This is a genomic window from Brevundimonas sp. UYEF29, from assembly GCF_040546195.1.
Taxonomy (GTDB): Bacteria; Pseudomonadota; Alphaproteobacteria; order Caulobacterales; family Caulobacteraceae; genus Brevundimonas; species Brevundimonas huaxiensis.
In genome coordinates this window covers 330,355-351,556 of record NZ_JBEPNH010000003.1, presented here as the reverse complement: position 1 = coordinate 351,556, position 21,202 = coordinate 330,355, and the positions used below count along the sequence as shown (strand labels likewise).

The following is a 21,202-nucleotide window of genomic DNA, read 5'->3' as shown; positions in this document are numbered from 1 at the left end:
GGCGCCTGGCGATTCTGTTGGCCGCGCCGCTCATGGCGCTGATGCTGACGGCGGCCGAGCCGCCCGCCGCACCGGACCGTCCTCTGGCCGATGCGACTCAGGAAGCCCGCGCCCAGGCCCTGTTCAAGGATGTGCGCTGCGTCGTCTGCCAGCACGAGGCCATCGCCGACAGCCCAGCGGGCGTCGCCGGCGACATGCGCCGCCTGATCCGCGAGGAGATCGCCGCCGGCGCGTCGGATCAGGCCGTGCGCGACGATCTGGTGCGGCGGTTCGGCGACTATGTGCTGTTCACGCCGCCGGTCCGAGTGGGGACCTGGTTGCTGTGGTTCGGCCCGTTCGCCCTTTTGCTGCTGGCCGTCGCCGTTTTGGCCCTGCGCGCACGCCGTCGTCCGCTCGAGGCCGTTCCCCTAACGCCCGAAGAGGAACGCCGGCTGGACGAAGTTCTACGAAACGAGAAGCTTCGCCGCGATCCTGACGCAACCTCGCCTCACGACGGGCGCTAGTCGAGATCAACGATCGGCGGTCGGGATTGGCGCAAAGCCGGTTCGGCCTATATCAATCGCGAAACCGGCGCCCGTCTGGCGCTGGACAAGAGGATCGCAAGGACCACGATGCTGAAGCGCAAGGAGTTCATTCTCGGGGCCGCGGCCGGCCTGACCCTGGCGGCGGCGGCGACCGCCGGCGGCGTCATCACCTGGCCCGGCGCGCACGCGGAACCGCAGGCGGTGAACCGGATCACCCCGGTCCCGGCCAACGGCGACGCCTTCACGCCCCCGCCGGGCGCGCCGAGCAGCTTTGCGACCATCTTCGACCAGGTCTCGCCCGCCGTCGTTCAGATCGACGTGACGGTCAAGGTGGACCAGCCCCAGGGCGGCGCCTTCCAGATCCCCGGCCTGCCGTTCCAGTTCGTGCCGCCCCAAGGCCGCGGCGGTCAGGGCGATAGCGAGCCGCAGACGACCCAGGGCGCCGGTTCGGGCTTCTTCATCTCGCAGGATGGCTTCATCGTCACCAACAACCACGTCGTCGCCGACGCGACCGAGATCAAGGTCAAGATGTCGGACGGTCGCGAGTTGCCGGCCCGCCTGATCGGCCGCGATCCCGGCACCGACCTGGCGGTGATCAAGGTCGAGGGCAACGACTTCAAATACGTCAGCTTCGAGGAAACGGCCGAGCCGCGCGTGGGCGACTGGGTCATCGCCATCGGCAACCCCTTCGGCCTGGGCGGCACCGCCACGGCGGGCATCGTCTCGGCCAAGGCCCGCGACATCGATCCGTCGGGCTACAACGACTACATCCAGATCGACGCCGCCATCAACCGGGGCAACTCGGGCGGCCCGACCTTCGACATCCACGGCCGCGTCATCGGCGTGAACTCGGCCATCTATTCGCCCACGGGCGGCTCGGTCGGCATCGGCTTCGCCATTCCGGCGGACACCGCCAAGACGATCACCGAACGCCTGATGCGCGGTCAGTCGATCGAGCGCGGCTATGTGGGCTTGGGTCTGCGCACCCTCAGCCCCGACGGTTGGGAAGCCCTGGGTCAGCCCAAGGACTTCAAGGGCGCTCTGATCGAAAGCGTGACCGAGGACGGCCCCGCCTCGCGCGCCGGCGTCCAGATCGGCGACCTTCTGGTCGGCGTGAACGGCCAGGCGGTGGCCAACAGCCAGGAAGCCACCCGTCGGGTCGGCGCTGCTAAGCCGGGCGACACCATTCGCTTGGAAGTGATCCGCGACGGTCGTCGCCAGACCCTGAACGTGCGCTCGGGCACCCGTCCTTCGGAAGAGGAACTCGCCGCATCGGAAGAGGGCGGCAGCGCCATTCCGGGACAGAGCCAGCCTGGACAGGGCGACACGATCGAAGGGCTCGCCGTCACCACGATCACGCCGGCCGCGCGTTCGCGGTTCAGCCTGCCGGCCAGCGTCAACGGCGTCGTGATCACCAACGTCGAACAGGGTTCGGCTGCGGCGCGCCTCGGCTTCCAGCCGGGCTTCGTCATCACGCGCGCCAATGATCGCAACATCACGTCCGCCGCCGATCTGCGCGCGGCGGTGGCGGCGGCCAAACAGGCGGGTCGCCCCAGCATCCTGCTGTTCGTGCGCACGCCTCAGGGCACCAGCCCGGTGCCGCTGAAGTTCGCCACCGGCGAATGATCGGCATTCTGACCAAGCCTTAACTCGTCAATCGCCGCCGATGCGCTACCATCGGCGGCGATTTTGATTCCGGGAGGGGTTTCGATGCGGATTCTGGTGGTCGAGGATGACGCCGAGGCGGCGACCGCCATGGTGCGGGGCCTGTCCGAAGCCGGACATGAGGTCACCCACGCCGTGGACGGCGCCTTTGGCCTGCTGGAGTCGCAAAAGGGCGGCTACGACGTCTATGTCGTGGACCGGATGATGCCGCGCCTGGACGGCGTCGGCATGGTCGAGACGGTGCGAAAGGGCGGCGATCAGACGCCGGTTCTGTTCCTGTCGGCCTTGGGCGAGGTCGAGGATCGGGTCACGGGCCTGAAGGCCGGCGCCGACGACTATCTGGTCAAGCCCTACGCCTTCGCCGAACTGATCGCGCGGGTCGAGGCCCTGGCGCGTCGTCGTGAGACCGGCGGGGTGCAAACCGTGCTTAAGGTCGGCGACCTGGAAATGAACCTGATCGGCCGCACCGTGCATCGCGGCACGACCGAGATCGATCTTCAGCCGCGCGAGTTCCAGCTGCTGGAGTTCCTGATGCGCCACGCCGGCCAGTCGGTGACCCGCACCATGCTGCTGGAAAAGGTCTGGGAATACCATTTCGACCCCCAGACCAACGTCATCGACGTCCACATCAGCCGCCTGCGCTCCAAGATCGACAAGGGCTTCGACCGCGCCATGCTGCAGACCGTGCGCGGGGCCGGGTATCGGTTGGAGGCGTGAGTTGAGATCCTCCCCCGCAATGCGGGGGAGGGGGACCGCCGGCACGGCGGTGGAGGGGGCGACCCCGGACACCGGCGCTGAAGCCGCCCCCTCCACCACTTCGTGGTCCCCCTCCCCCGTGAACGGGGGAGGATTTTAGGGTGCGCCTTCCCTCCCTCCTTCGCCGCACGCCTTTCCGGCTGACGCTGCTGTTCCTGGCGCTGTTCGTGGCGGCGGCGGGGGCGATCCTGGCCTATGTCTATTTCGCCTCGGCGTCGGAAGCTCAAGGCCGGGCCAGGGCGGATGTGGAGATCGAGCTGGGCGCCCTGACGGCGATCCACCGCACGCGCGGCATCGACGCCCTGAACCAGGCCCTGGTCGAACGCTCCATCCGGGGCGGGCCGTATCTGTATCTGCTGACTGACAAGGCCGGAAAGACGATCACCGGCAATATCACCGAATCCCCGATCGACATCGACCTCAGCCTGCCGGCCGGTGCCAGCGACTGGGAGACCTTCCGCCTGACCGACACGGACGCCCAGGGTAAGGTCCAGCGGCGTCGCTCCATCGGGGTGATCACCACCCTGGCCGGCGGCGAACATTTGTTCGTCGGTCAGGACATCGGCGACATCGAGGCCTATCTGGCGCGCCTGACCCAGGCCCTGTGGGGCGCCATGGCCCTGGTCATGCTGCTGGGCCTGGCGGGCGGTCTCTACATCAGTCGGCGGGTCGAAAGCGCCATGGCCGGGCTGAACCGGGTCGTGCAGTCGGTGCAGGACGGCGACCTGAAGGTCCGTGCGCCCGTGCGCCACACCGGCGACGAACTGGACGAGCTGGGCCAGGGGCTGAACACCATGCTTGATCGGCTGGAGGCGTCCATGGCCTCGATCCGCCACGCCGGCGACGCCATCGCCCACGACCTGCGCTCGCCCCTGACGCGGATGCGGGCCAAGCTCGAGGTGGCCCTGATCGACGCCGAAGCCGGCAAGATCGACGGGGTCGACGCCTTGGGCATCGCCCTTGACGAGGCCGACCATCTGCTGAAGACGTTCAACACCGTCCTGGCCATCGCGCGGCTGCAGGCCGGCGGGGCGCCCGATCCCAAGGTCATGGACGCCGCCGACCTCGCCGCCGACATGGCCGAGCTTTACGAACCGGCGGCCGAGGACAAGGACATCGACTTCTCGTCCGAGGTCGAGAAGGGGCTGATGATCGAGGGTAACCAGCCCTTCCTGGCCCAGGCCCTGGCCAACCTCATCGACAACGCCATCAAATACACCCCCGCCGGCGGTGCGGTGAAGCTGCGCGCGCGCCGCCGCTCGTCGGGCGAGATCGAGTATTCCGTCACCGACACCGGACCGGGCGTGCCCGAGGAGGACCGCGAGCGGGTGGTCCAGCGGTTCGTGCGCCTGGACAACAGCCGCACCGAACCCGGCTCGGGCCTGGGGCTGTCGTTGGTCACCGCCGTCGCCGAGGCCCACGGCGGACGGGTCGTGCTGGACGAAGGCCCCGGCGCCTACGGCGACTTTGGACCGGGGTTGCGGGTGGCGTTGGTGCTGCCGCCGGCGTCAGTTTTGCAATAGATTCCGCTCATCCCCGCGAAGGCGGGGACCCAGTTCTTTAGGCAGTCAGGCTTGTGGCGTGTGTCAGGATCGTGGTCCAACGCTTTGCCAAGCGAAAGCACTGGGTCCACGCCTTCGCGGGGATGAGCGGATGATTTAATGGTCGATACTGCAACCTCCGCACCGATCCGGTTGGGCCAGAAGATCAAGCCCGCAGGACCTGTTGCCAACACGGCCGCCGCCGACCGCCTGCACGAAACCCTGATCCAAGCCGCCGACGCCGACGGCTGGCGCGAGACGCTAGACGCCGCCTGGCCCGCCCTGGCCCCCGTCGCCGGCGCCTCGCCCTATCTCGCCGGTCTGATGCGGCGTCGCCCCGCCCATCTGCGAAGCCTGCTGGACGCCGATCCGGTCGAGGCGCTGGAGCGGATCATTCGCGACACGGACACGCTGGACGCCGAGCCGGACGCGGTGCGCGCCCCGCTGCGGGTGCTGAAGGCCGACCTGCACCTGCTGACCGCCCTGGCCGATCTGGGCGGGGTTTGGGATCTGGACCAGGTCACCGAAGCCCTGTCCCGGTTCGCCGACGCCTCTTGCCGCGCCGCCCTGCGCGCCGTCGCCGCCGAACAGAGGGCGCGCGGCCGACTGATCTCGCCGCCCGGCGATCCGCGCGGCCCCATCCCCGGCCTGTTCGGCCTGGCGATGGGCAAGCACGGCGCCAACGAACTGAACTATTCGTCCGACATCGACATCTCCCTCTTCTTCGAGCCGCGCCTGATGGGCCTGGCCCTGCGCGAGGGGGAGGAGATGCAGGACTTCGCCAATCGCGTCGGCAAGGGGATCGCCACCCTGCTGACCGAGCGGACGGGCGACGGCTATGTCTTCCGCGTCGATCTACGGCTGCGGCCCGATCCGTCCTCGACCCCGCCGGTCGTCGCCGGGCCGATGGCTCTGGCCTACTATGAGAGCGTCGGCCAGAACTGGGAGCGGGCGGCCTTCATCAAGGCGCGTCCGGTGCTCGGCGACATGCGCGCGGCGGGCCGGTTCCTGAAGGCCATGATCCCCTTCATCTGGCGGCGCAGCCTGGACTACGCGGCCGTACTCGACATCCAGTCGATCAAGAAACAGATCCACGTCCACAAGACGGGCGCGGGACTGCAGGCCGCCGGGGCCAATCTGAAGCTGGGACGCGGCGGCATCCGCGAGATCGAATTCTACGCCCAGACCCAGCAACTGATCCTGGGCGGCCGCGATCCGGCTTTGCGCAAGCCCCGCACGCTGGAGGCGTTGAAGGCCCTGGCCGACGCGCGCCACGTGCCCCAGGCGGTCTGCGAGGAACTGTCGGCCGCCTATGTCGAGCTGCGCGGGCTGGAGCACCGCGTGCAGATGCTCGACGACGAGCAGACCCACCGCCTGCCCGAGGACGCCGAGCGCCGCGTCGCCGTCGCCGCCCTGGCCGGTTCGAACGATCTGGCCGCCTTCGACGCCAAGGTCGAGGCCCTCCTGGCGCGGGTCAACGCCCGGTATGGCGAACTGTTCGAGGGCGGCGAAGATCTGGATTCCAGCTACGGCAGCCTGGTCTTCACCGGGGTCGAGAATGATCCCGAGACGCTGGAATCCCTGCGCCGCATGGGCTTTTCCGAGGCGCCGTCGGTCGCCGACACGATCCGCAGCTGGCACCACGGACGCATCCCCGCGACACGCACGGCGCGGGGGCGCGAACTGTTCACCCGCCTGGCGCCGCGCCTGCTGGAGGCCCTGGCCCGGTCCGGTGCGCCGGACGAGGCGTTCCGGCGTTTCGCGGTCTTCTTCTCCGGCCTGGCGGCGGGCGTGCAGGTCCAGGCCCTGTTCCTGAACCAGCCCAAACTGTTCGAGATGGTGCTGGGCGTCATGGCCTTCGCGCCGCGTCTCGCCCGGACGCTCGGCCGGCAACCGGCGGCGCTGGATGGCGTGCTGGACGCCCGCTTCCTGGTCGATCTGTCCGAAGAGACCGGTCTGACCGAACAGATGCTGCGTGAGGCCGGCGAGACCGAGGATTTCGAAGGGGCCATGAACGCCGTGCGCCGCCTGCATCGCGAGCAGATGTTCCGCATCGGCATCCACGCCCTGACCGGCCGGGCGGGGGCCGAGGCGGCGGGCCGCGCCTATGCCGCCCTGGCCGACGCCGCCATGCGCACCCTGTCGCCCGCCGCCCTGGCCGAGACCGAACGGCTGGGCGGCGCCTTCCCCGGCGCGGTCGCGGTGGTCGCCTTGGGCAAGGCCGGCTCGCGCGAGATGACGGCCGGATCGGACCTGGATCTGATGACCCTGTACGAGGCGCCGCCCGAGGCGACCTCCGAGATCAAGGGCTGGACCGCCGACGTCTTCTACGCCCGCTTCACGCAGCGGCTGATCGCGGCCCTGTCGGCGCATACGGCGGAAGGCGGCCTCTATGAGGTGGACATGCGCCTGCGCCCCACCGGCTCCAAGGGGCCGGTGTCGGTGCGGCTGAAGGCGTTCGACGCCTATTACGAAAAGGAGGCGGAGACGTGGGAGTTCATGGTCCTGACCCGCGCCCGCGTGGTCTGGGCCAGCGATCCCAAGTTCGGCGCTCAGGTTTCGGCGGCTATCGAGGCCGCCCTGCGTCGCCCGCGTCCCGGCGTCGATGTCGCCGCCGATGTCCGAAAGATGCGCGCCCTGATGGATCGCGAGCGTCGCCCGCACGGCTTCTGGGACTTGAAGCTGTCGCCGGGCGGGCAGGTGGACGCCGAGTTCGCCGCCCAGTTCCGCCAGCTTCAGGCCGCCGCCATCGGCGAGCCCTTGATCCTGTCGACGCTTGAGGCCCTGCACGACGACCCGGTCCTGGCCGAGGCCTGGCGTGTGCAGCAGCGGCTGGCCCACCTTCTGGCCGCCGCCTTCGAGGGGCGGGTCGATCCGGAGGGCGAACCCGGCGTCTTCCAGCTGCGCCTGGCCGAGGCCGCCGGCGCGCCGGACTTCGACACGCTGAAGACCGAGCTGACCGACCTGCGCGCGCGGGCGCGAAAGGCCTTCGAGCGTGCGGTTCCAGCAGGCCGCGACGGAGAATCTGCAACGCCGCGTTCAATCTCCTGACAGGGCAATGTCAAAGGGCGCCAAACGCGCCCGTGGAGATGATCGAGATGAGAAACACCTTTCTGACCGGCCTGGGCGTCATCGCTCTGGCCGCCGCCGCCGGCGCCGCGACCGCACAGGTTCCGCCGGCTCCCGCCCAGGGCGCTCCCGCGCCGCATCATGCGCGCGCGGATCCGAACCGCCAGATCACCCGCGCCGAGTTCGTCGATGCGCGCATCGCGCGTCTGACGGCGCTTGACACGAACCGCGACGGCGTTGTCAGCCCCGAAGAGCGCGCCGCCGCCATGCAGGCCCGTCGCGCCGAACGCGCGGGCGACCGCTTCGCCAAGCTGGATGCGAACGGCGACGGCTCCATCAGCCGGGCCGAGTTCGACGCCGGCCATGCCGCACGCCCGGATCGCGGTCCGCGCGCGGAGCGTGCCGGTCATCGTGAGGGTCGTCGCGGCGGGGCGCATCGCGCCATGCGCGGACAAGGACGCGAACGCGGGCCGGTGGTGATCGCCGAAGCCTCCGCCAAGCTGGGCGAGCGGTTCGACAAGATGGACGCTGATCGCAACGGCGTGATCTCCGCCGACGAGCGCCGGGCGGCCATGTCTGCTCAGCGTGAGCAACGGCAGGAACGCCGCGCGGCCCGCCAGGCGCAGCGTCCGGTACAACAACCCGCTTCCCCCGTCCCGGCTTCGGAGTAAGACGGTGTCGGGGTCGGCCGTCGTGAACGCACCGGTCCGTTTCGTCAGCAGCGGAAGAGGCAGGTTTGGTCGCGATCGTCGACCCCGACGAGGATCTGGTGCGACGCGTGGGTCAGGGCGACCCGGCGGCGGCGCAGACGCTCGTCTCGCGCAAGTTGCCGCGCATCCTGTCGCTGGCCCAGCGCATGCTGGGCGACGCCGTCGAGGCCGAGGACGTGGCCCAGGAGACGATGCTCAAGGCCTGGCGTCAGGCGCCCAAATGGACGCCCGGCAAGGCCCGGTTCGACACCTGGCTGCACCGGGTCGCGCTGAACCTCTGTTACGATCGGCTGAGGCGTCGGCGCGAAATCCCGACCGACACGCCGCCGGATCGTCCCGACGAAGGCCCGGCGCCGGATCGCGGTCTGTTGGCGGCCGAGACGGGCGTGCGGGTCACGGCGGCCCTGAAACGGCTGCCGGACCGACAGCGCGAGGCCATCGTCCTGTGCCATTATCAGGAGCTGTCGAATATCGAGGCGGCGGCCCTGATGGAGATCAGCGTCGAGGCGCTGGAGAGTTTGTTGTCGCGCGGTCGTCGCGCATTGCGTCTGGCCCTTTCGGACATCGGTCCGGGGTCGATTAAAGGAGACGGACGATGAAGGCGGAACGGTTGCACGAACTGGCGGACGCTTACGGCGCCGACCTGCGTCGGTGGCCCGCGTCCGAGCGCGCCTTCGCCGAAAGCCTGATCGCCGCCGATCCGTCGCTGAAGGCGGTGCTGGATCAGGCGGCCGCGCTGGACGCTCTGCTCGACGCCGCGCCCAACCCTGTCCCGTCCGCCGGCCTGACGGCGCGCATTCTTGCGGCTGGACCCCGGGCGAAAAGCCGTCTGGGCAAGGCGATCTGGTATCTGGGCGCCGGTTGGGCCGCCGCGGCCTGTGCGGGCGTGGTCGCCGGCGTCGGCCTGACCACCCATCTGACCGCCGACGCGCGCGCCGATGCGGTGCTTTATCAATCCTCGCTGACGGGCGTGGATGACACGGAATTGCTGGGATGACGTCCAAAAGCCTGAAGATCGCCCTGGCCGTCTCGGTGGCCCTGAACCTGTTCGCCGTGGCGGGCGGGGTCACCTATGTCGTCAATCGCGACCGGATCGAACGCCGGATCGAGGATCAACGTCGTCCGGGCCGCGAGGGACCGCTGGCCGAGGTGCTGGCTGATCTGGACCCGGCCGTGCGTCAGCGCGTGCGCACCGCGCTGCGAGAATCGGCCCTGGCGGCGCGTCCTGATTTCGAGGCGGCCCGCGCCGCCCGGCGCGAGGCCATCGACGTCGCCGGTCAGCCGACCCTGGACGCGACCCGCGTCGAAAGCCTGCTGGAACAGTCCAGGGCCGCCGAGATGCGGGGCCGCACGCGCCTGGAAAACGGCGCGGTCGCCGTGCTGGCGACGCTGACCCCCGAGGAGCGCAAGGCCCTGGCCCCGATCCTTCAGCGTAAGGGCAATGCTCGTCGCGCCGCAGCCCACGGGGCGGATCACCGTCAGCCGGACGACCGCGCGCCCCGCTGACGGCGCTTGGGCGCTCAGCCCTTTCTGGACGCGCGGAAGGCGGCGACGGCGTCCACCGCCGCGCGCACCGACGCCTCGATGGCGGCCCAGTCGCCCGACTTGACGGCGTCATCGGTCACCAGCTTGGAGCCCATGCCCGCCGCGACGATGCCCGCGCCGAACCATTTGGCGATCGACGCCTCGTCCGGATCGACGCCGCCGGTGGGCATGATCTTGACCCAGGGCATCGGTCCCTTGACCGCCTTGACGAAGTCCGGTCCGCCGACCGACGAGCCGGGGAACAGTTTGACGATGTCGCAGCCCAGTTCGTGCGCCTCGCCGATGTCGGTCACCGACCCGCAGCCGGGGAAATAGGCGACCATGCGACGGTTGCAGACCTTGGCCACGTCGGGGATCAGGCACGGGCTGACCACGAACCGCGCGCCCCGGTTCAGATAAAGCGAGGCCGTGCCCGCATCGACGACCGAACCGATGCCCAGCACCACGTTGGGGTCGGTCTTGATCAGTTCGCGATTGATCTCGCCGAACAGGTCGCAGGCGAAGTCGCCGCGATTGGTGAACTCGACCACCGGCGCCCCGCCGCGCGCGCAGGCGCGGATGACGTTCAGGCTGACCTCGGCGTCGGGATGATAGAAGACCGGGCACACGCCCTGGGTCTGAAGCGCCTGAAGCACGCTGACGCGATCATGGGCCATGGACGGGTTCCTCTGCGATAGGTTCGCGTCCGACCTCCGCTGTCGCGGACGCAAGGTCAAGTCAAACCGCGTTAGCAACGGCCATCGGGTTGAAGCTCGCGTGTCCGCGCCTATCTGTCAGACCGGGTGATCCGGGGGATTTCATATGACTTAGACGAATTAGACTCTATTTTTCGCCGCCGGGTCTGATTGACGCTCAGCGTCGATGGGCCAGGTCGGCCAGCCGCCTGACCAAGGCGCTCTCGGCATCGAAAAGCGGATCCAGAACCGTGAAATGGTTCAGGCCTGGCATAGCCTCGAACCGTGTCTTCGCCCCGGCGTCGCCCCAGCGTGCGGCCATGGCGCGGCTCTGATGCACGAAGGCCTCGCTTTCCGCACCGCCGACAACGCAGTCCAGAACCGCTCCGGCGGGCGCCGGCCAGTGGATCGGCGACAGGGCCTCAGCCTCGGCCGTGCTCAGGTCCAGGGCGACGTTGAGCGAGGTGGGGATCAGCGGCTCCAGATCGAACACGCCTGAGATGGCGACCGCCGCCGAGGCCCGCCCGTCCGCCAGCAGGCAGACCGCCATATGCCCGCCCGCCGAATGGCCGCTGACGACGGGCGCGGCGCCGGTGCGGTAGCGGATCAGGTCGACCGCCGCCCGCATCTGATCGACGATCCGGCTCAGCCGCACGCTGGGCGCCAGGTCATAGGTCGGGATGGCGACGCTGACGCCGTGGGCCAGCAGGGGTGGCGCGACGAAGCTGAACCAGCTCGCATCCAGCGCCTGCCAGTATCCGCCGTGCAGGAAGACCACGACCGGCGCGCCGTCTCCGGCGTCGAACCAGTCGATCCGCTCGCGCTCGCCTGGGCCGTATTTCAGGACCTGGGGCGGGTGAGCGGCGCGGGCGGTCTCCGATCCCGCCTTCCAGCGCGCCATCACGGCGGGATGGTCGGGGACCAGGGCGCGGTTGTTGTATTGCGCCTCCAGCACGGCGTCTGTGTCTTGCGGCTTACCCGTCACGTCTTCGTCCGCTAGAAGCGCCCTCGAACCAGAGGACTGATCCGCCATGATGACCGCCATCTTCGTCTTCATCAAATGCGAGCTGGGCTACGCCAACGACGTGGCGGCCGATATCGTGGACAATGTCGAGAACGTCTCGGAGGTCTATTCCACCTCGGGTCAGCACGACCTGCTGGCCAAGTTCAACCTGCCGCGCGACGCCGACATCGGAACCTTTGTGACGAAACAGGTCCAGACCCGCCCGCACGTGCGCGACACCTTCACCGTCATCACCTTCTCGCCCTTCCTGCCCTCGAAGGTCTAGGGCGCGGCCTTTCGCTTGACCTTGTCCTTGCGGTCCTCGGCCTCGTCGTCGTCGCCGACCTTTTCCTCGACCGTGGCCGACAGGCGCTGGAAGACGCCCAGGCCCACAAGCACCAGCACCGAGGCGACCACAAGGGCGGTGGGATAGAGCAGCTGCGCCACATCCTCGCGCGCCGTCTTGAACACGACAACCAGCCCTTCGAGGAATAGGGCGATGACGATGGTCGACAGGAACTTGGTCAGGCTGCGCCGGGCCTCGGCGGCGCTGCGCTTCTCGTTGCCGCGTCGCACCTCGTCCTCGAAGATGTATTTGGCCACGTCGAAGACGGCGATGGCGACGATGACATAGCCCAGCACGTCCAGAACCGCGTCGGCGCCGGACTTGTCGGGCGAGCCGATGCCCGCCAGCGCCTCCTTCACCCCGAAACCGATCAGGGCCATGGCCGCCAGCAACAGCAGCAGGCTAGCGAAGGCGAATACCGCCCGGGTCAGATAGGTCATCGAAATCCCTCCGCGAGGCCACAGCAACGCGCCAACCGCCAAGCTGTTGCCTGATGGGCAAAGGGTGACGCTGGCGCCGGGGACGGCTAAACGAGGGGCATAGGGAGACACGACATGACGCGATCCAACGCGCCCGCCTACATGACTGGTTTCGGCAATCATTTCGCGACCGAGGCCGCGCCCGGCGCCCTGCCGGTGGGTCGCAACTCGCCGCAGAAGACGCCGATGGGCCTGTATGCCGAACAGCTGTCCGGCACGGCCTTCACCGCCCCGCGCGCCGAGAACCGGCGCAGTTGGCTGTATCGCCTGCGTCCGTCGGCCCAGCATGGGCCTTACACCCCCTTCGATCAGGGGCGGGTCCGCTCCGGTCCGTTCGACGAGACGCCGCCCAATCCCAACCGGATGCGCTGGGACCCGCTGCCGATGCCGCAGGGTGCGACCGACTGGGTCGAGGGGCTGACGACCTATGGCGGCAACGGCGAACCGGACGGCGGGGCCGGGGCGGGTATTCACCTGTATGTCGCCAACCGATCGATGACCGACCGGGTCTTCTATGACGCCGACGGCGAACTGCTGATCGTGCCTCAAGAAGGCGACCATCGCTTCGTCACCGAGTTCGGCGTGATCGAGGCCCAGCCGGGCCACATCGTCCTGATCCCGCGCGGCGTGCGGTTCCGCGTCGAGGTCGAGGGGGACGTGCGCGGCTATGTCTGCGAGAACTACGGCAGCCCGTTCCGCCTGCCGGATCTTGGCCCCATCGGGTCGAACGGCCTGGCCAATCCACGCGACTTCGAGACCGCGATCGCGGCCTTTGAAGATGTGGATCGCCCGACCGAGTGCGTCCAGAAATACGGCGGGCGTCTGTGGGCCACGACCTTCGATCACAGCCCGTTGGACGTCGTCGCCTGGCACGGCAATCTGGCGCCCTGCCGCTATGACACGGCGCGCTTCAACACGATCAACACCGTCAGCTACGACCACCCTGATCCGTCGATCTTCACCGTCCTGACCAGCCCGTCCGAGACGCCCGGCACGGCCAATATCGACTTCGTCATCTTCCCGCCGCGCTGGATGGTGGCCGAGGACACCTTCCGCCCGCCGTGGTTCCACCGCAACGTGATGAGCGAGTTCATGGGTCTGGTGACCGGCGCCTATGACGCCAAGGCGGGCGGATTCGCGCCAGGCGGCGCATCGCTGCACAACCGCATGAGCGGCCACGGCCCCGATCAAGCCAGCTATGACGGCGCGATCAAGGCCGAACTCAAACCCCACAAGATCGAAAACACCCTGGCCTTCATGTTCGAGACGCGCATGCCGATCCGCGTCACGAAATGGGCGTCGGAATCACCGCAGATGCAGCTCGACTACGACGACGTCTGGTCAGGCTTCACCAAAGGACAGATGTCATGATCCGCATTTCCCTCATCGCCGCCGTCGCCCTGCTGGCCGCCGCCTGCTCGCCCCAGACCACGGGAGCGGCGTCGGATGCGCCGATGCAGAGCGCCGACGCCGCGTCCTGCGCCACGCGCGGCGGCACGATGAAACAGGTCGGGCGGATGCAATCCTGGCAGTGCGTCATCAGCTATGCCGACGCCGGCAAGCGCTGCACCGACGGCGATCAGTGCCAGGGCGACTGCCGCATCGAGGGCAACAGCGGCGTGGCGCCGGGGACGGCGGCGACCGGCGTCTGCCAGGCGACCAGCGACCGTTTCGGCTGCAATACGACGGTCGAGGACGGCAAGGCCGGCCCGACCCTGTGCATCGACTGAGGTCGCGGGCACGAAAAAGCCCCCGTCGCGAACGACGGGGGCTGATCCATCCGTAAACGGATTCAGTCGGTCGCCAGACCTTAGTGGGTCGAAGGCGTGTTGGCCGTCGTAGCGCCGCCATCAGCGTTGCCGGCTTGCTGCTCGACCATGTCGGCCTTGCGGTCGGCGTTCTTCTCGACCTGATCGGCCTGAGCGTTCAGGGCGTCGGCCTGAGCGGCGGTCGGAGCGGTCGCGGCTTGCGATTCCAGCTGGTCGGCGCGGGCTTCGCCCGTCGCTTCGATGGCGTCGGCTTGCTTTTCAGCGGCCTTGTCGGCGGCGCTTTCACCGCAGGCGGCGACGCCGGCCAGCATGAAGACCGAAGCGGCGGCGATGGCGAACTTTTTCATTTGAGTTTCCTCTCCTAGGTGGAAACTCTCAAACGCTACGGTGACGGTTCGGTTCACGCCTCCGTGAGATTTTCGTGATCGTCCGTCGCGTCAGCCCTCCGACTGGGCGAAGGCGACCCTCGCGGCGCCCAGAAGCGCGGCGTGTTTGTGCATGATCACCTTGGTCGGGATGTCCTCCATATATTCCTTGAACCGGCCCTTGCGTTCGAAGCGCTGGCGGAAGGGACTGGCCTTGATGAAGGGCAAGATGCGCGGAACAATGCCGCCGGCGATATAGACGCCGCCGCGCGCGCCGGTGGTCAGGGCGATGTCGCCGGCGACCGCACCCAGGATGGCGCAGAAGCGGGCCAGGGTCGCGCCGCACGGGCTGTTCGGATCGGCCAGGGCCGTTGCGGTGATCTGAGCCGGATCGTCGATGTGGGTCTCGCGCCCGTCGATCTCGGCCAAGGCACGGTGCATGTTCAGCAGCCCCGGCCCGCAGATCAGACGCTCGATCGACACCCGGTCATAGCGGCGACGCAGGATGCGCAGGATTTCGTCCTCGACCGGATCGCCGGGGGGGAAGCAGGCGTGCCCGCCCTCGGACGGCATGGCCATTTCCTTGCCGGCTGCATCGCGCACCAGGGCCGAGACCCCGAAACCGGTGCCGGGGCCAAGCACCGCGACGGTGCAGTGCGGATCGCCGTCGACCGGACCGCCCAGGCTTTCTAACTGGTCTTCCGGTACGACTGGCGCGCCCCAGGCCAGGGCCTCGAAGTCGTTGATCAGCTTGACGGGTTTCAGGCCCAGGGTCTGAAGCTCCGCCTCCGACACCTGCCAGGGCGAGTTGGTCAGGTCGATGGCGCCGTCCGTGACCGGGCCGGCGACGGCGATCACGCCGCCAGTCGGCTTGACCTCGCAGCCGTCGATGAAGGCGGCGACGCCTTCGAGGAAGGTCGGATAGGTCTCGGCCGGGAAGCTCTCGTGGTGGTCCAGCACGGGCTTGCCGTCCACCATTCGGGCTACGGCGAAGCGGGCGTTCGTGCCGCCGACATCGCCGACGAGAAGGGTCTTGTCATTCATTGGGGCGTTTCCTGCGCTCGGTTCGGTGGATCAGGCGTCCACGGTCCGATCGACGAAGTTGGGATTGGGCGGGGTGTCGTCGTTGCCGCGCGAGCCAGTCGGCAGGGCGAAACAGACCGTAGCTCCCTGTTCGGCCGTGGTGACCACATGGCGGAAGGCGCCGAACAGTTCACGGCCATAGCCCCAGGACGAACCCTCGGCGTTGACGGCGGATCGGGCGGCCAGCGGACGAGCGGTCAGGTCTGAAACGCCGACGGTGGTCAGAACCCCGGCCTCGGCGTCCAGGCGGATGATGTCGCCGTCCTGAACATGGGCCAGCGGACCGCCGGCCAGGGCCTCGGGCGAGACGTGGATGGCGGCCGGCGTCTTGCCGCTGGCGCCCGACATGCGGCCGTCGGTGACGAAGGCGACCTTGAACCCCTTGTCCTGGATGACCGACAGGGCCGGCGACAGGCTGTGCAGTTCGGGCATGCCGTTCGCCTTGGGTCCCTGGAAGCGCAGGACAACGACCACGTCGCGGAACAGCTTGCCGTCCCGGAAGGCCTGCAACGCATCTTCCTGGGTTTCAAACACGGCGGCGGGCGCCTCGACGATGCGGTTCTCGGGTTTGACGGCGGAGATCTTGATGACCGCACGACCCAGGTCACCCTGAACCAGACGCAACCCCCCCTCCTTGTCGAAGGGATTGGACGCCGGGCGCAGGATATCGAGATCGAGACTTTCCTGGACCCCATCGCGCCAGACCAGTTCGCCGTCCACCATCGACGGTTCCTGGAAATAGGCCTCGATTCCGCGACCCATGATAGTCGTGACGTCGGTGTGGATATTGCCCGCCATCGCCAGCTCACGCGCGATGAAGGCGACGCCGCCAGCGGCCTGGAAGGCGTTCACATCCGCCGAGCCGTTGGGATAGACCCGCGCCAGCAACGGCGTGACCGATGACAGCTCGTCCATGTCGGTCCAGTCGACCAGCACGCCCGCCGCCCGCGCCATGGCGACCAGGTGGATGGCGTGATTGGTCGAGCCGCCGGTGGCCAGCAAGGCCACGATCATGTTGACGATGGACTTCTCGTCGATGACGTCGGCCATGCGGCACTCACCGCTGCGGGACAGTTCGACCGCCCGTTTCGCCGCCGCCGCCGTCAGGGCGTCGCGGAGGCCGGTGTCGGGATGGACGAAGGCGGTGGAGGGCATGTGCAGTCCGCCCAGCTCCATCATCATCTGGTTGGAGTTGGCGGTGCCGTAGAAGGTGCAGGTGCCGGGCGAGTGATAGCTGCCGATCTCGCTTTCCAGCAGGGTCTGACGATCGACCTTGTTCTGCGCATATTCGGCCCGGACCCGGGCCTTCTCAGCGTTCGGAATGCCCGACGGCATCGGGCCGGCCGGGGCGAAGACGACGGGCAGATGGCCGAAGGCCAGGGCGCCCATGAACAGGCCCGGAACGATCTTGTCGCACACGCCCAGCATCAGACCGGCGTCGAAGGCGTCGTGGGTCAGGGCGATGCCCGCCGACATGGCGATCAGGTCGCGGCTGAACAGCGACAGCTCCATGCCGGGACGACCCTGCGTGACGCCATCGCACATGGCGGGGGTGCCGCCGGCGACCTGGGCCGTGGCGCCGACCTCGCGCACGGCCTTGCGCACCACGTCGGGGAAGCGCTCGAACGGCTGGTGGGCCGACAGCATGTCGTTATAGGCGGTGACGATGCCGAGGTTGGGCTTGGACCCGTCCATCGCCGTCAGCTTATCGGCGATCGTCTGGCCCGCGAAGGCGTGGGCCCAGTTGGCGCAGCTCAGCTTGGCGCGTCCGGCGCCGCTGTCGCGGGCGGCGTCCATGCGACGGATGTAGTCGGCGCGGGTCTCGCGGCTTTTCTCGACGATGCGGGCGGTGACCGCGGCGACCGTAGGATGAAGCGCCATTTCAGCCTTCCTCCGTCCACAGAACTTCAAGGGGAACGCCTGCGGCGATCAGGGCGGCGATGGGCTGGATATTGGGATCGCCCTGGGCCTGTTCTTCGAAGACACGACGCTTGGCGGCGCCCTTCAGGCCCAGGATCACCCGGCCCGCAGACATCAGATAGGGCAGGTTAATCGACAGCCGTTCGAGTGTCGGCGCCATGCCGTCGCGCCCATGCGGCACGCCCAGCACCGTGGGCTTCAACGTCGGCGTCAGCAGGGTCTTCAGCGTCGGGCTTTCGGGGAACATGGAGCAAATATGGCCGTCCTCGCCCATGCCCAGCAGCACCGCATCGAACCGCCCGCCGGCATCGGCCAGGGCCTTGGCCGCCACGATGGCCGCGCGGTCCACGGTGACCTCGGGCGTATAGAGCGGGATGAAGCGGGCCGTCGCCGCCTTGTCCTGAAGAAGCACGTCGCGGATCAGACGGGCGTTCGAGTCCGGCGAGGTCTCGGGCACATACCGCTCGTCCACCAGGGTCACGGCGATTTTAAACCATTTCAGATCGGTCGCCGCCAGGCGGCGATAAACGGGTGCGGGCGTCGAACCGCCGGGACCGGCGAACAGGGCCTGGCCGTGATCACGGACGGACGCGCCAAGCGTTTCGGCCAGACGCGCGGCGATGGCTTCGGCCCAAGCCTCGACGGAGGCGAAGGCTTCGATGGCGGGGGTCTCAGACATCGGTGGTATTCCAGTCGCGGCCGGTGGGGGCCATCAGCATGTCGGCGCTGTCGGGGCCCCAGGTTCCGGCGACGTAGTCGTCGGGCTTCAGACCGGATTCGGCCCAGGCCTCAGACACCTCGTCCACCCATTTCCAGGCCTGCTCGGCCTCGTCGCGCCGCACGAACAGGGTCGAGTCCCCCGCCATCGCGTCCAGCAGCAGGCGCTCATAGGCGATGCGGCGACGCGGCGGGGCGGCGGACTTGCCGTCCACCCCCCACGACAGGCTCATCTTGATCGGCTGCAATTGCATGCGCTGATCCAGGCCCGGACGCTTGTTCATCACCGTCAGAGAGATGTCTTCCTCGGGCTGCAGCTCGATGATCATCCGGTTGGCCTGAACCTCGCCGCGATCGTCGCGGTCGAAGATCGAGTGGGGCACCGGCTTGAACTGGATGACGATCTCGGTGCGCTTCTCGGGCAGGCGCTTGCCGGTCCGCATAAAGAAGGGCACGCCTGCCCAGCGCCAGTTGTCGATGTCGGCGCGAACGGCGACGAAGGTTTCGGTGTCGGACGGCTGGCCGCGTTCCTCGTCATAGCCCTTGGCCGGCTTGCCCTCCGAGACGCCCGCCACATACTGACCCCGCACGGTCACGCGCTCGGCTTCGTCAGGCGTGATCGGGCGCAGGGAGCGCAGCACCTTGACCTTCTCGTTGCGCACCGAGTCCGGGTCCAGGTCGCTGGGCGGCTCCATCGCCACCAGGCACAGCAGCTGCAGCATGTGGTTCTGCAGCATGTCGCGCAGGGCGCCGTATTCGTCATAGTAGGGCCAGCGGTCGCCGACCCCCACCGTCTCACCGATCGTGATCTGCACGTGGTCGATGGACAGGTTGTTCCACAGCGGCTCGAAGATCGTGTTGCCGAACCGCAGCGCGATCAGGTTCTGGACCGTCTCCTTGCCCAGATAGTGGTCGATGCGGAACACCTGGTTCTCGCTGAAGGCGTGGGCCACGGCGTCGTCGATTTCGAGGAAGGACTTCAGGTCGCGCCCGACCGGCTTTTCCAGCACGATGCGGCAGTTCTTTTCGGCAAGGCCCGCCGCCTTCATCGCCGTGACGATGCGGGCATAGAGCGAAGGGGATACGGCCAGGAAGGAGGTGACCTCGCCGTCGCCGACCTTGTCCTTCAGCGGCTTCAGGCTTTCGGGCGAGGTGGCGTCCACCGCCAGATAGTCCAGGCGGGCCTTCATCCGCGACCAGCTGGCTTCGTCCCAAACCTTGTCCGCCTCGGCGCGCGCCTTCACCGCCTCGTGCACCTTGGCGATATAGTCGTAGGCGCTCTCTTCCGAACGCGCGGCGCCGATGATCTTCAGTCCTTCAGGCAGAAGGCCGTCGTGTTCGAGGAAGTAGAGCGACGGCAGGAGCATGCGCATCGCCAGATCGCCGCCACCGCCAAACAGAATGAGAGCCGCCATGTCTTGTCCCTCGATGATCCCATTTGTCGGGACGCACGCCTTTACGGTCTAGCCGCTGTCTTTGGCCGCTTCCGCTCGCGAGGCCAACACGTCCAGCACGTCCTGAAACACCATGTTACGGGCATGGAGAAGAACGAGCAGGTGATAGATCAAATCCGCAGCCTCGCTGGCGAGTTCCTCGTCCGGGCCGGCGACGCCGGCCAGAGCGGTCTCCACGCCCTCTTCGCCGACCTTCTGGGCGATGCGTTTGGGCCCCTGCGCGACCAGTCGGGCGGTCCAGCTTTCGGACGGATCGGCAGCGGCCCGTTTGGCGATGGTTCGCTCCAGCCGGGCGATCCGACCCAAGCCCGGCGCGTCGGCCTCTCCGAAACAGCTCGTTCGGTTCAGGTGGCAGGCGTTTCCGACCGGCCTGACGCCCAACACGATGGCGTCGGCGTCGCAGTCGGCCGTGATGGAGACGACGTAAAGCCGGTCGCCCGAGGTCTCGCCTTTTCTCCAACGCCCCCCGCGCGAGCGTGAGAAGAAGGTAGCTTCGCCGGAGGCGATCGTCTCGTCCAGCGCCGCGCGATCCATATAGGCCAGGGTCAGGACCTGCAGCGTCGCGGAGTCCTGAACCACGACAGGGACCAGGCCGTCGCCCTTGGCGAAGTCGATGGTGTTCGGGTCGATCATGGTCGTTGTTCCTGATCCTCCACCGCGAAGCGGGGGAGGGGGACCGCGCGCAGCGCGGTGGAGGGGGCGAAATCGGGCAAGGTGCTGAATGTCGCGAGACAGTGTCTGAGGTCGCCCCCTCCACCGCTTCGCGGTCCCCCTCCCCCGTTCCGCTGCGCTTCTCGGGGGAGGATCATGTGCGCATCTCCAACCCTTGCTGCGCCAGATAGATCTTCAGGTCGGGAATGGCGATGGCGCCGGTGTGGAACACGCTGGCGGCCAGGGCGCCGGAGACGTCGGCCTGTTCGAACACAGCCTTGAAATGCTCGGGCGCGCCGGCGCCGCCCGAGGCGATCAGGGGAATGGTCAGGCGTGCTCGCGCGGCGGACAGTTGCTCGATGTCATAGCCGCGCCGAACCCCGTCCTGATCGATGCAGTTCAGCACGATCTCTCCGGCGCCCAGGCTCTGCGCCTCGTCCAGCCAGTCCAGGGTGCGTTTGCCGGCGAGGCGGCGCGCGGACGCGTCGCCGGTGTATTGGTGGACCACCCAGTCGCCGTCTTCGAACCGGCTGTCGACGCCGACGACGACGCATTGGCTGCCCAGCCGCGCAGCCATGTCGGCGATCAGTTCGGGCCGTTCCAAGGCGGGAGAGTTGATCGAGACCTTGTCCGCCCCGTGGTCCAGGCAGCGCGCCGCCTGCTCCACGGTGCGAATGCCGCCGGCGACGCAGAAAGGAATGTCCAGCAGTCGGGCGATGTCCTTGATCCAGCCGTAGTCCAGCGTCCGCCCTTCGGGACTGGCGGTGATGTCGTAGAAGACCAGTTCGTCGGCACCCGCATCGCGATAGCGGGCGGCCAGCTCGGCCGCGTCGCCCATGTCGGTGTGACCGACGAACTTCACGCCCTTGACCACCCGGCCGTCCTTTACGTCCAGGCAGGGGATGATCCGCCGAGCGGTCATCTGACCGCC

The 21,202-nt window shown here is 68.2% G+C and carries 22 protein-coding genes; 12 read left to right on the top strand and 10 right to left on the bottom strand.

The window, feature by feature from the left end; all coding sequences use genetic code 11:
* Positions 1–17: 17 nt before the first annotated feature.
* The 9 genes from ABIB58_RS07295 to ABIB58_RS07255 all read left to right on the top strand — a co-directional run bounded on the left by ABIB58_RS07295 (position 18) and on the right by ABIB58_RS07255 (position 9,771).
* On the top strand, positions 18–503 hold the full coding sequence (locus ABIB58_RS07295; protein ID WP_354040005.1) for a cytochrome c-type biogenesis protein: 486 nt from the start codon (positions 18–20) through the stop codon (positions 501–503).
* Between the two features lie 108 nt (positions 504–611).
* Entirely contained in the window at positions 612–2,150 is a 1,539-nt protein-coding gene (locus ABIB58_RS07290) for a Do family serine endopeptidase (RefSeq protein WP_017504380.1), read from the top strand.
* An 84-nt stretch (positions 2,151–2,234) separates the two neighbouring features.
* Positions 2,235–2,906 carry a response regulator transcription factor gene (locus ABIB58_RS07285; RefSeq protein WP_017504381.1) on the top strand — a complete coding sequence of 224 codons (672 nt, stop codon included), beginning with the start codon at positions 2,235–2,237 and terminating at the stop codon, positions 2,904–2,906.
* Between the two features lie 140 nt (positions 2,907–3,046).
* Complete coding sequence (locus tag ABIB58_RS07280; RefSeq protein WP_354040002.1) at positions 3,047–4,468, top strand: sensor histidine kinase; 1,422 nt, start codon at positions 3,047–3,049, stop codon at positions 4,466–4,468.
* A 138-nt stretch (positions 4,469–4,606) separates the two neighbouring features.
* Positions 4,607–7,537, top strand: a complete 2,931-nt coding sequence (locus ABIB58_RS07275; protein WP_354040000.1) for a bifunctional [glutamine synthetase] adenylyltransferase/[glutamine synthetase]-adenylyl-L-tyrosine phosphorylase — start codon at positions 4,607–4,609, stop codon at positions 7,535–7,537.
* A gap of 47 nt (positions 7,538–7,584) precedes the next feature.
* The gene (locus tag ABIB58_RS07270) at positions 7,585–8,226 is read left to right on the top strand and encodes an EF-hand domain-containing protein (RefSeq protein ID WP_354039998.1); all 642 of its coding nucleotides are present in this window, start codon (positions 7,585–7,587) and stop codon (positions 8,224–8,226) included.
* Positions 8,227–8,291: 65 nt separating this feature from the next.
* Entirely contained in the window at positions 8,292–8,864 is a 573-nt protein-coding gene (locus ABIB58_RS07265; protein WP_354039996.1) for an RNA polymerase sigma factor, read from the top strand.
* Positions 8,861–9,262, top strand: a complete 402-nt coding sequence (locus ABIB58_RS07260; RefSeq protein ID WP_354039994.1) for a hypothetical protein — start codon at positions 8,861–8,863, stop codon at positions 9,260–9,262. The genes ABIB58_RS07265 and ABIB58_RS07260 overlap by 4 nt, the downstream gene beginning before the upstream one ends.
* Complete coding sequence (locus tag ABIB58_RS07255) at positions 9,259–9,771, top strand: periplasmic heavy metal sensor (RefSeq protein WP_354039992.1); 513 nt, start codon at positions 9,259–9,261, stop codon at positions 9,769–9,771. Before ABIB58_RS07260 ends, ABIB58_RS07255 begins: the two co-directional genes overlap by 4 nt.
* A 14-nt stretch (positions 9,772–9,785) precedes the next feature.
* On the opposite strand, the gene ABIB58_RS07250 is transcribed toward ABIB58_RS07255, so the two are convergent.
* Both ABIB58_RS07250 and ABIB58_RS07245 read right to left on the bottom strand, forming a co-directional pair.
* Positions 9,786–10,466, bottom strand: coding sequence for a bifunctional 4-hydroxy-2-oxoglutarate aldolase/2-dehydro-3-deoxy-phosphogluconate aldolase (locus ABIB58_RS07250; RefSeq protein ID WP_354039990.1), 681 nt, complete (start codon positions 10,464–10,466; stop codon positions 9,786–9,788).
* 196 nt (positions 10,467–10,662) lie between these two features.
* The gene (locus tag ABIB58_RS07245) at positions 10,663–11,529 is read right to left on the bottom strand and encodes an alpha/beta hydrolase (protein ID WP_354039988.1); all 867 of its coding nucleotides are present in this window, start codon (positions 11,527–11,529) and stop codon (positions 10,663–10,665) included.
* Between ABIB58_RS07245 and ABIB58_RS07240 the strand changes: the two genes are divergently transcribed.
* A complete protein-coding gene (locus tag ABIB58_RS07240) occupies positions 11,516–11,773 on the top strand; it encodes an Lrp/AsnC ligand binding domain-containing protein (protein WP_045811868.1) in 258 nt (85 codons plus the stop codon). The genes ABIB58_RS07245 and ABIB58_RS07240 overlap by 14 nt on opposite strands.
* On the opposite strand, the gene ABIB58_RS07235 is transcribed toward ABIB58_RS07240, so the two are convergent.
* Positions 11,770–12,273 (bottom strand): GNAT family acetyltransferase, encoded by a 504-nt coding sequence (locus ABIB58_RS07235; RefSeq protein ID WP_354039985.1) that lies wholly within the window; start codon positions 12,271–12,273, stop codon positions 11,770–11,772. The genes ABIB58_RS07240 and ABIB58_RS07235 overlap by 4 nt on opposite strands.
* Positions 12,274–12,387: 114 nt before the next feature.
* Between ABIB58_RS07235 and hmgA the strand changes: the two genes are divergently transcribed.
* Together hmgA and ABIB58_RS07225 are read left to right on the top strand one after the other, a co-directional pair.
* A complete protein-coding gene (gene hmgA / locus ABIB58_RS07230) occupies positions 12,388–13,683 on the top strand; it encodes a homogentisate 1,2-dioxygenase (RefSeq protein ID WP_354039983.1) in 1,296 nt (431 codons plus the stop codon).
* Positions 13,680–14,042 (top strand): hypothetical protein, encoded by a 363-nt coding sequence (locus ABIB58_RS07225; protein WP_055803365.1) that lies wholly within the window; start codon positions 13,680–13,682, stop codon positions 14,040–14,042. The genes hmgA and ABIB58_RS07225 overlap by 4 nt, the downstream gene beginning before the upstream one ends.
* 80 nt (positions 14,043–14,122) lie before the next feature.
* Here ABIB58_RS07225 and ABIB58_RS07220 read toward each other — a convergent pair whose 3' ends face one another.
* The 7 genes from ABIB58_RS07220 to hisF all read right to left on the bottom strand — a co-directional run bounded on the left by ABIB58_RS07220 (position 14,123) and on the right by hisF (position 21,193).
* The gene (locus ABIB58_RS07220; RefSeq protein ID WP_055752822.1) at positions 14,123–14,428 is read right to left on the bottom strand and encodes a hypothetical protein; all 306 of its coding nucleotides are present in this window, start codon (positions 14,426–14,428) and stop codon (positions 14,123–14,125) included.
* Positions 14,429–14,518: 90 nt separating this feature from the next.
* On the bottom strand, positions 14,519–15,490 hold the full coding sequence (gene glk, locus ABIB58_RS07215; protein WP_354039980.1) for a glucokinase: 972 nt from the start codon (positions 15,488–15,490) through the stop codon (positions 14,519–14,521).
* Positions 15,491–15,520: 30 nt separating this feature from the next.
* Positions 15,521–17,410: a phosphogluconate dehydratase gene (edd, locus tag ABIB58_RS07210; RefSeq protein ID WP_354039978.1), complete on the bottom strand. Its 1,890-nt coding sequence runs from the start codon at positions 17,408–17,410 to the stop codon at positions 15,521–15,523.
* Position 17,411: 1 nt separating this feature from the next.
* A complete protein-coding gene (gene pgl / locus ABIB58_RS07205) occupies positions 17,412–18,128 on the bottom strand; it encodes a 6-phosphogluconolactonase (RefSeq protein WP_045811873.1) in 717 nt (238 codons plus the stop codon).
* Complete coding sequence (gene zwf / locus ABIB58_RS07200) at positions 18,121–19,581, bottom strand: glucose-6-phosphate dehydrogenase (RefSeq protein ID WP_354039976.1); 1,461 nt, start codon at positions 19,579–19,581, stop codon at positions 18,121–18,123. Before zwf ends, pgl begins: the two co-directional genes overlap by 8 nt.
* Before the next feature lie 48 nt (positions 19,582–19,629).
* On the bottom strand, positions 19,630–20,253 hold the full coding sequence (gene hisIE, locus ABIB58_RS07195) for a bifunctional phosphoribosyl-AMP cyclohydrolase/phosphoribosyl-ATP diphosphatase HisIE (RefSeq protein WP_045811875.1): 624 nt from the start codon (positions 20,251–20,253) through the stop codon (positions 19,630–19,632).
* Between the two features lie 172 nt (positions 20,254–20,425).
* The gene (gene hisF, locus ABIB58_RS07190; RefSeq protein WP_045811876.1) at positions 20,426–21,193 is read right to left on the bottom strand and encodes an imidazole glycerol phosphate synthase subunit HisF; all 768 of its coding nucleotides are present in this window, start codon (positions 21,191–21,193) and stop codon (positions 20,426–20,428) included.
* Between the last annotated feature and the right edge of the window lie 9 nt (positions 21,194–21,202).

Coding starts and splice junctions, on each gene's coding strand:
- ABIB58_RS07290 (WP_017504380.1), top strand. CDS start 612: ATGCTGAAGCGCAAGGAGTTCATTCTCGGGGCCGCGGCCGGCCTGACC.
- ABIB58_RS07285 (WP_017504381.1), top strand. CDS start 2,235: ATGCGGATTCTGGTGGTCGAGGATGACGCCGAGGCGGCGACCGCCATG.
- ABIB58_RS07275 (WP_354040000.1), top strand. CDS start 4,607: ATGGTCGATACTGCAACCTCCGCACCGATCCGGTTGGGCCAGAAGATC.
- ABIB58_RS07270 (WP_354039998.1), top strand. CDS start 7,585: ATGAGAAACACCTTTCTGACCGGCCTGGGCGTCATCGCTCTGGCCGCC.
- ABIB58_RS07260 (WP_354039994.1), top strand. CDS start 8,861: ATGAAGGCGGAACGGTTGCACGAACTGGCGGACGCTTACGGCGCCGAC.
- ABIB58_RS07255 (WP_354039992.1), top strand. CDS start 9,259: ATGACGTCCAAAAGCCTGAAGATCGCCCTGGCCGTCTCGGTGGCCCTG.
- ABIB58_RS07250 (WP_354039990.1), bottom strand. CDS start 10,466: ATGGCCCATGATCGCGTCAGCGTGCTTCAGGCGCTTCAGACCCAGGGC.
- ABIB58_RS07240 (WP_045811868.1), top strand. CDS start 11,516: ATGATGACCGCCATCTTCGTCTTCATCAAATGCGAGCTGGGCTACGCC.
- ABIB58_RS07245 (WP_354039988.1), bottom strand. CDS start 11,529: ATGGCGGTCATCATGGCGGATCAGTCCTCTGGTTCGAGGGCGCTTCTA.
- ABIB58_RS07235 (WP_354039985.1), bottom strand. CDS start 12,273: ATGACCTATCTGACCCGGGCGGTATTCGCCTTCGCTAGCCTGCTGCTG.
- hmgA (WP_354039983.1), top strand. CDS start 12,388: ATGACGCGATCCAACGCGCCCGCCTACATGACTGGTTTCGGCAATCAT.
- ABIB58_RS07225 (WP_055803365.1), top strand. CDS start 13,680: ATGATCCGCATTTCCCTCATCGCCGCCGTCGCCCTGCTGGCCGCCGCC.
- ABIB58_RS07220 (WP_055752822.1), bottom strand. CDS start 14,428: ATGAAAAAGTTCGCCATCGCCGCCGCTTCGGTCTTCATGCTGGCCGGC.
- glk (WP_354039980.1), bottom strand. CDS start 15,490: ATGAATGACAAGACCCTTCTCGTCGGCGATGTCGGCGGCACGAACGCC.
- edd (WP_354039978.1), bottom strand. CDS start 17,410: ATGGCGCTTCATCCTACGGTCGCCGCGGTCACCGCCCGCATCGTCGAG.
- pgl (WP_045811873.1), bottom strand. CDS start 18,128: ATGTCTGAGACCCCCGCCATCGAAGCCTTCGCCTCCGTCGAGGCTTGG.
- zwf (WP_354039976.1), bottom strand. CDS start 19,581: ATGGCGGCTCTCATTCTGTTTGGCGGTGGCGGCGATCTGGCGATGCGC.
- hisIE (WP_045811875.1), bottom strand. CDS start 20,253: ATGATCGACCCGAACACCATCGACTTCGCCAAGGGCGACGGCCTGGTC.
- hisF (WP_045811876.1), bottom strand. CDS start 21,193: ATGACCGCTCGGCGGATCATCCCCTGCCTGGACGTAAAGGACGGCCGG.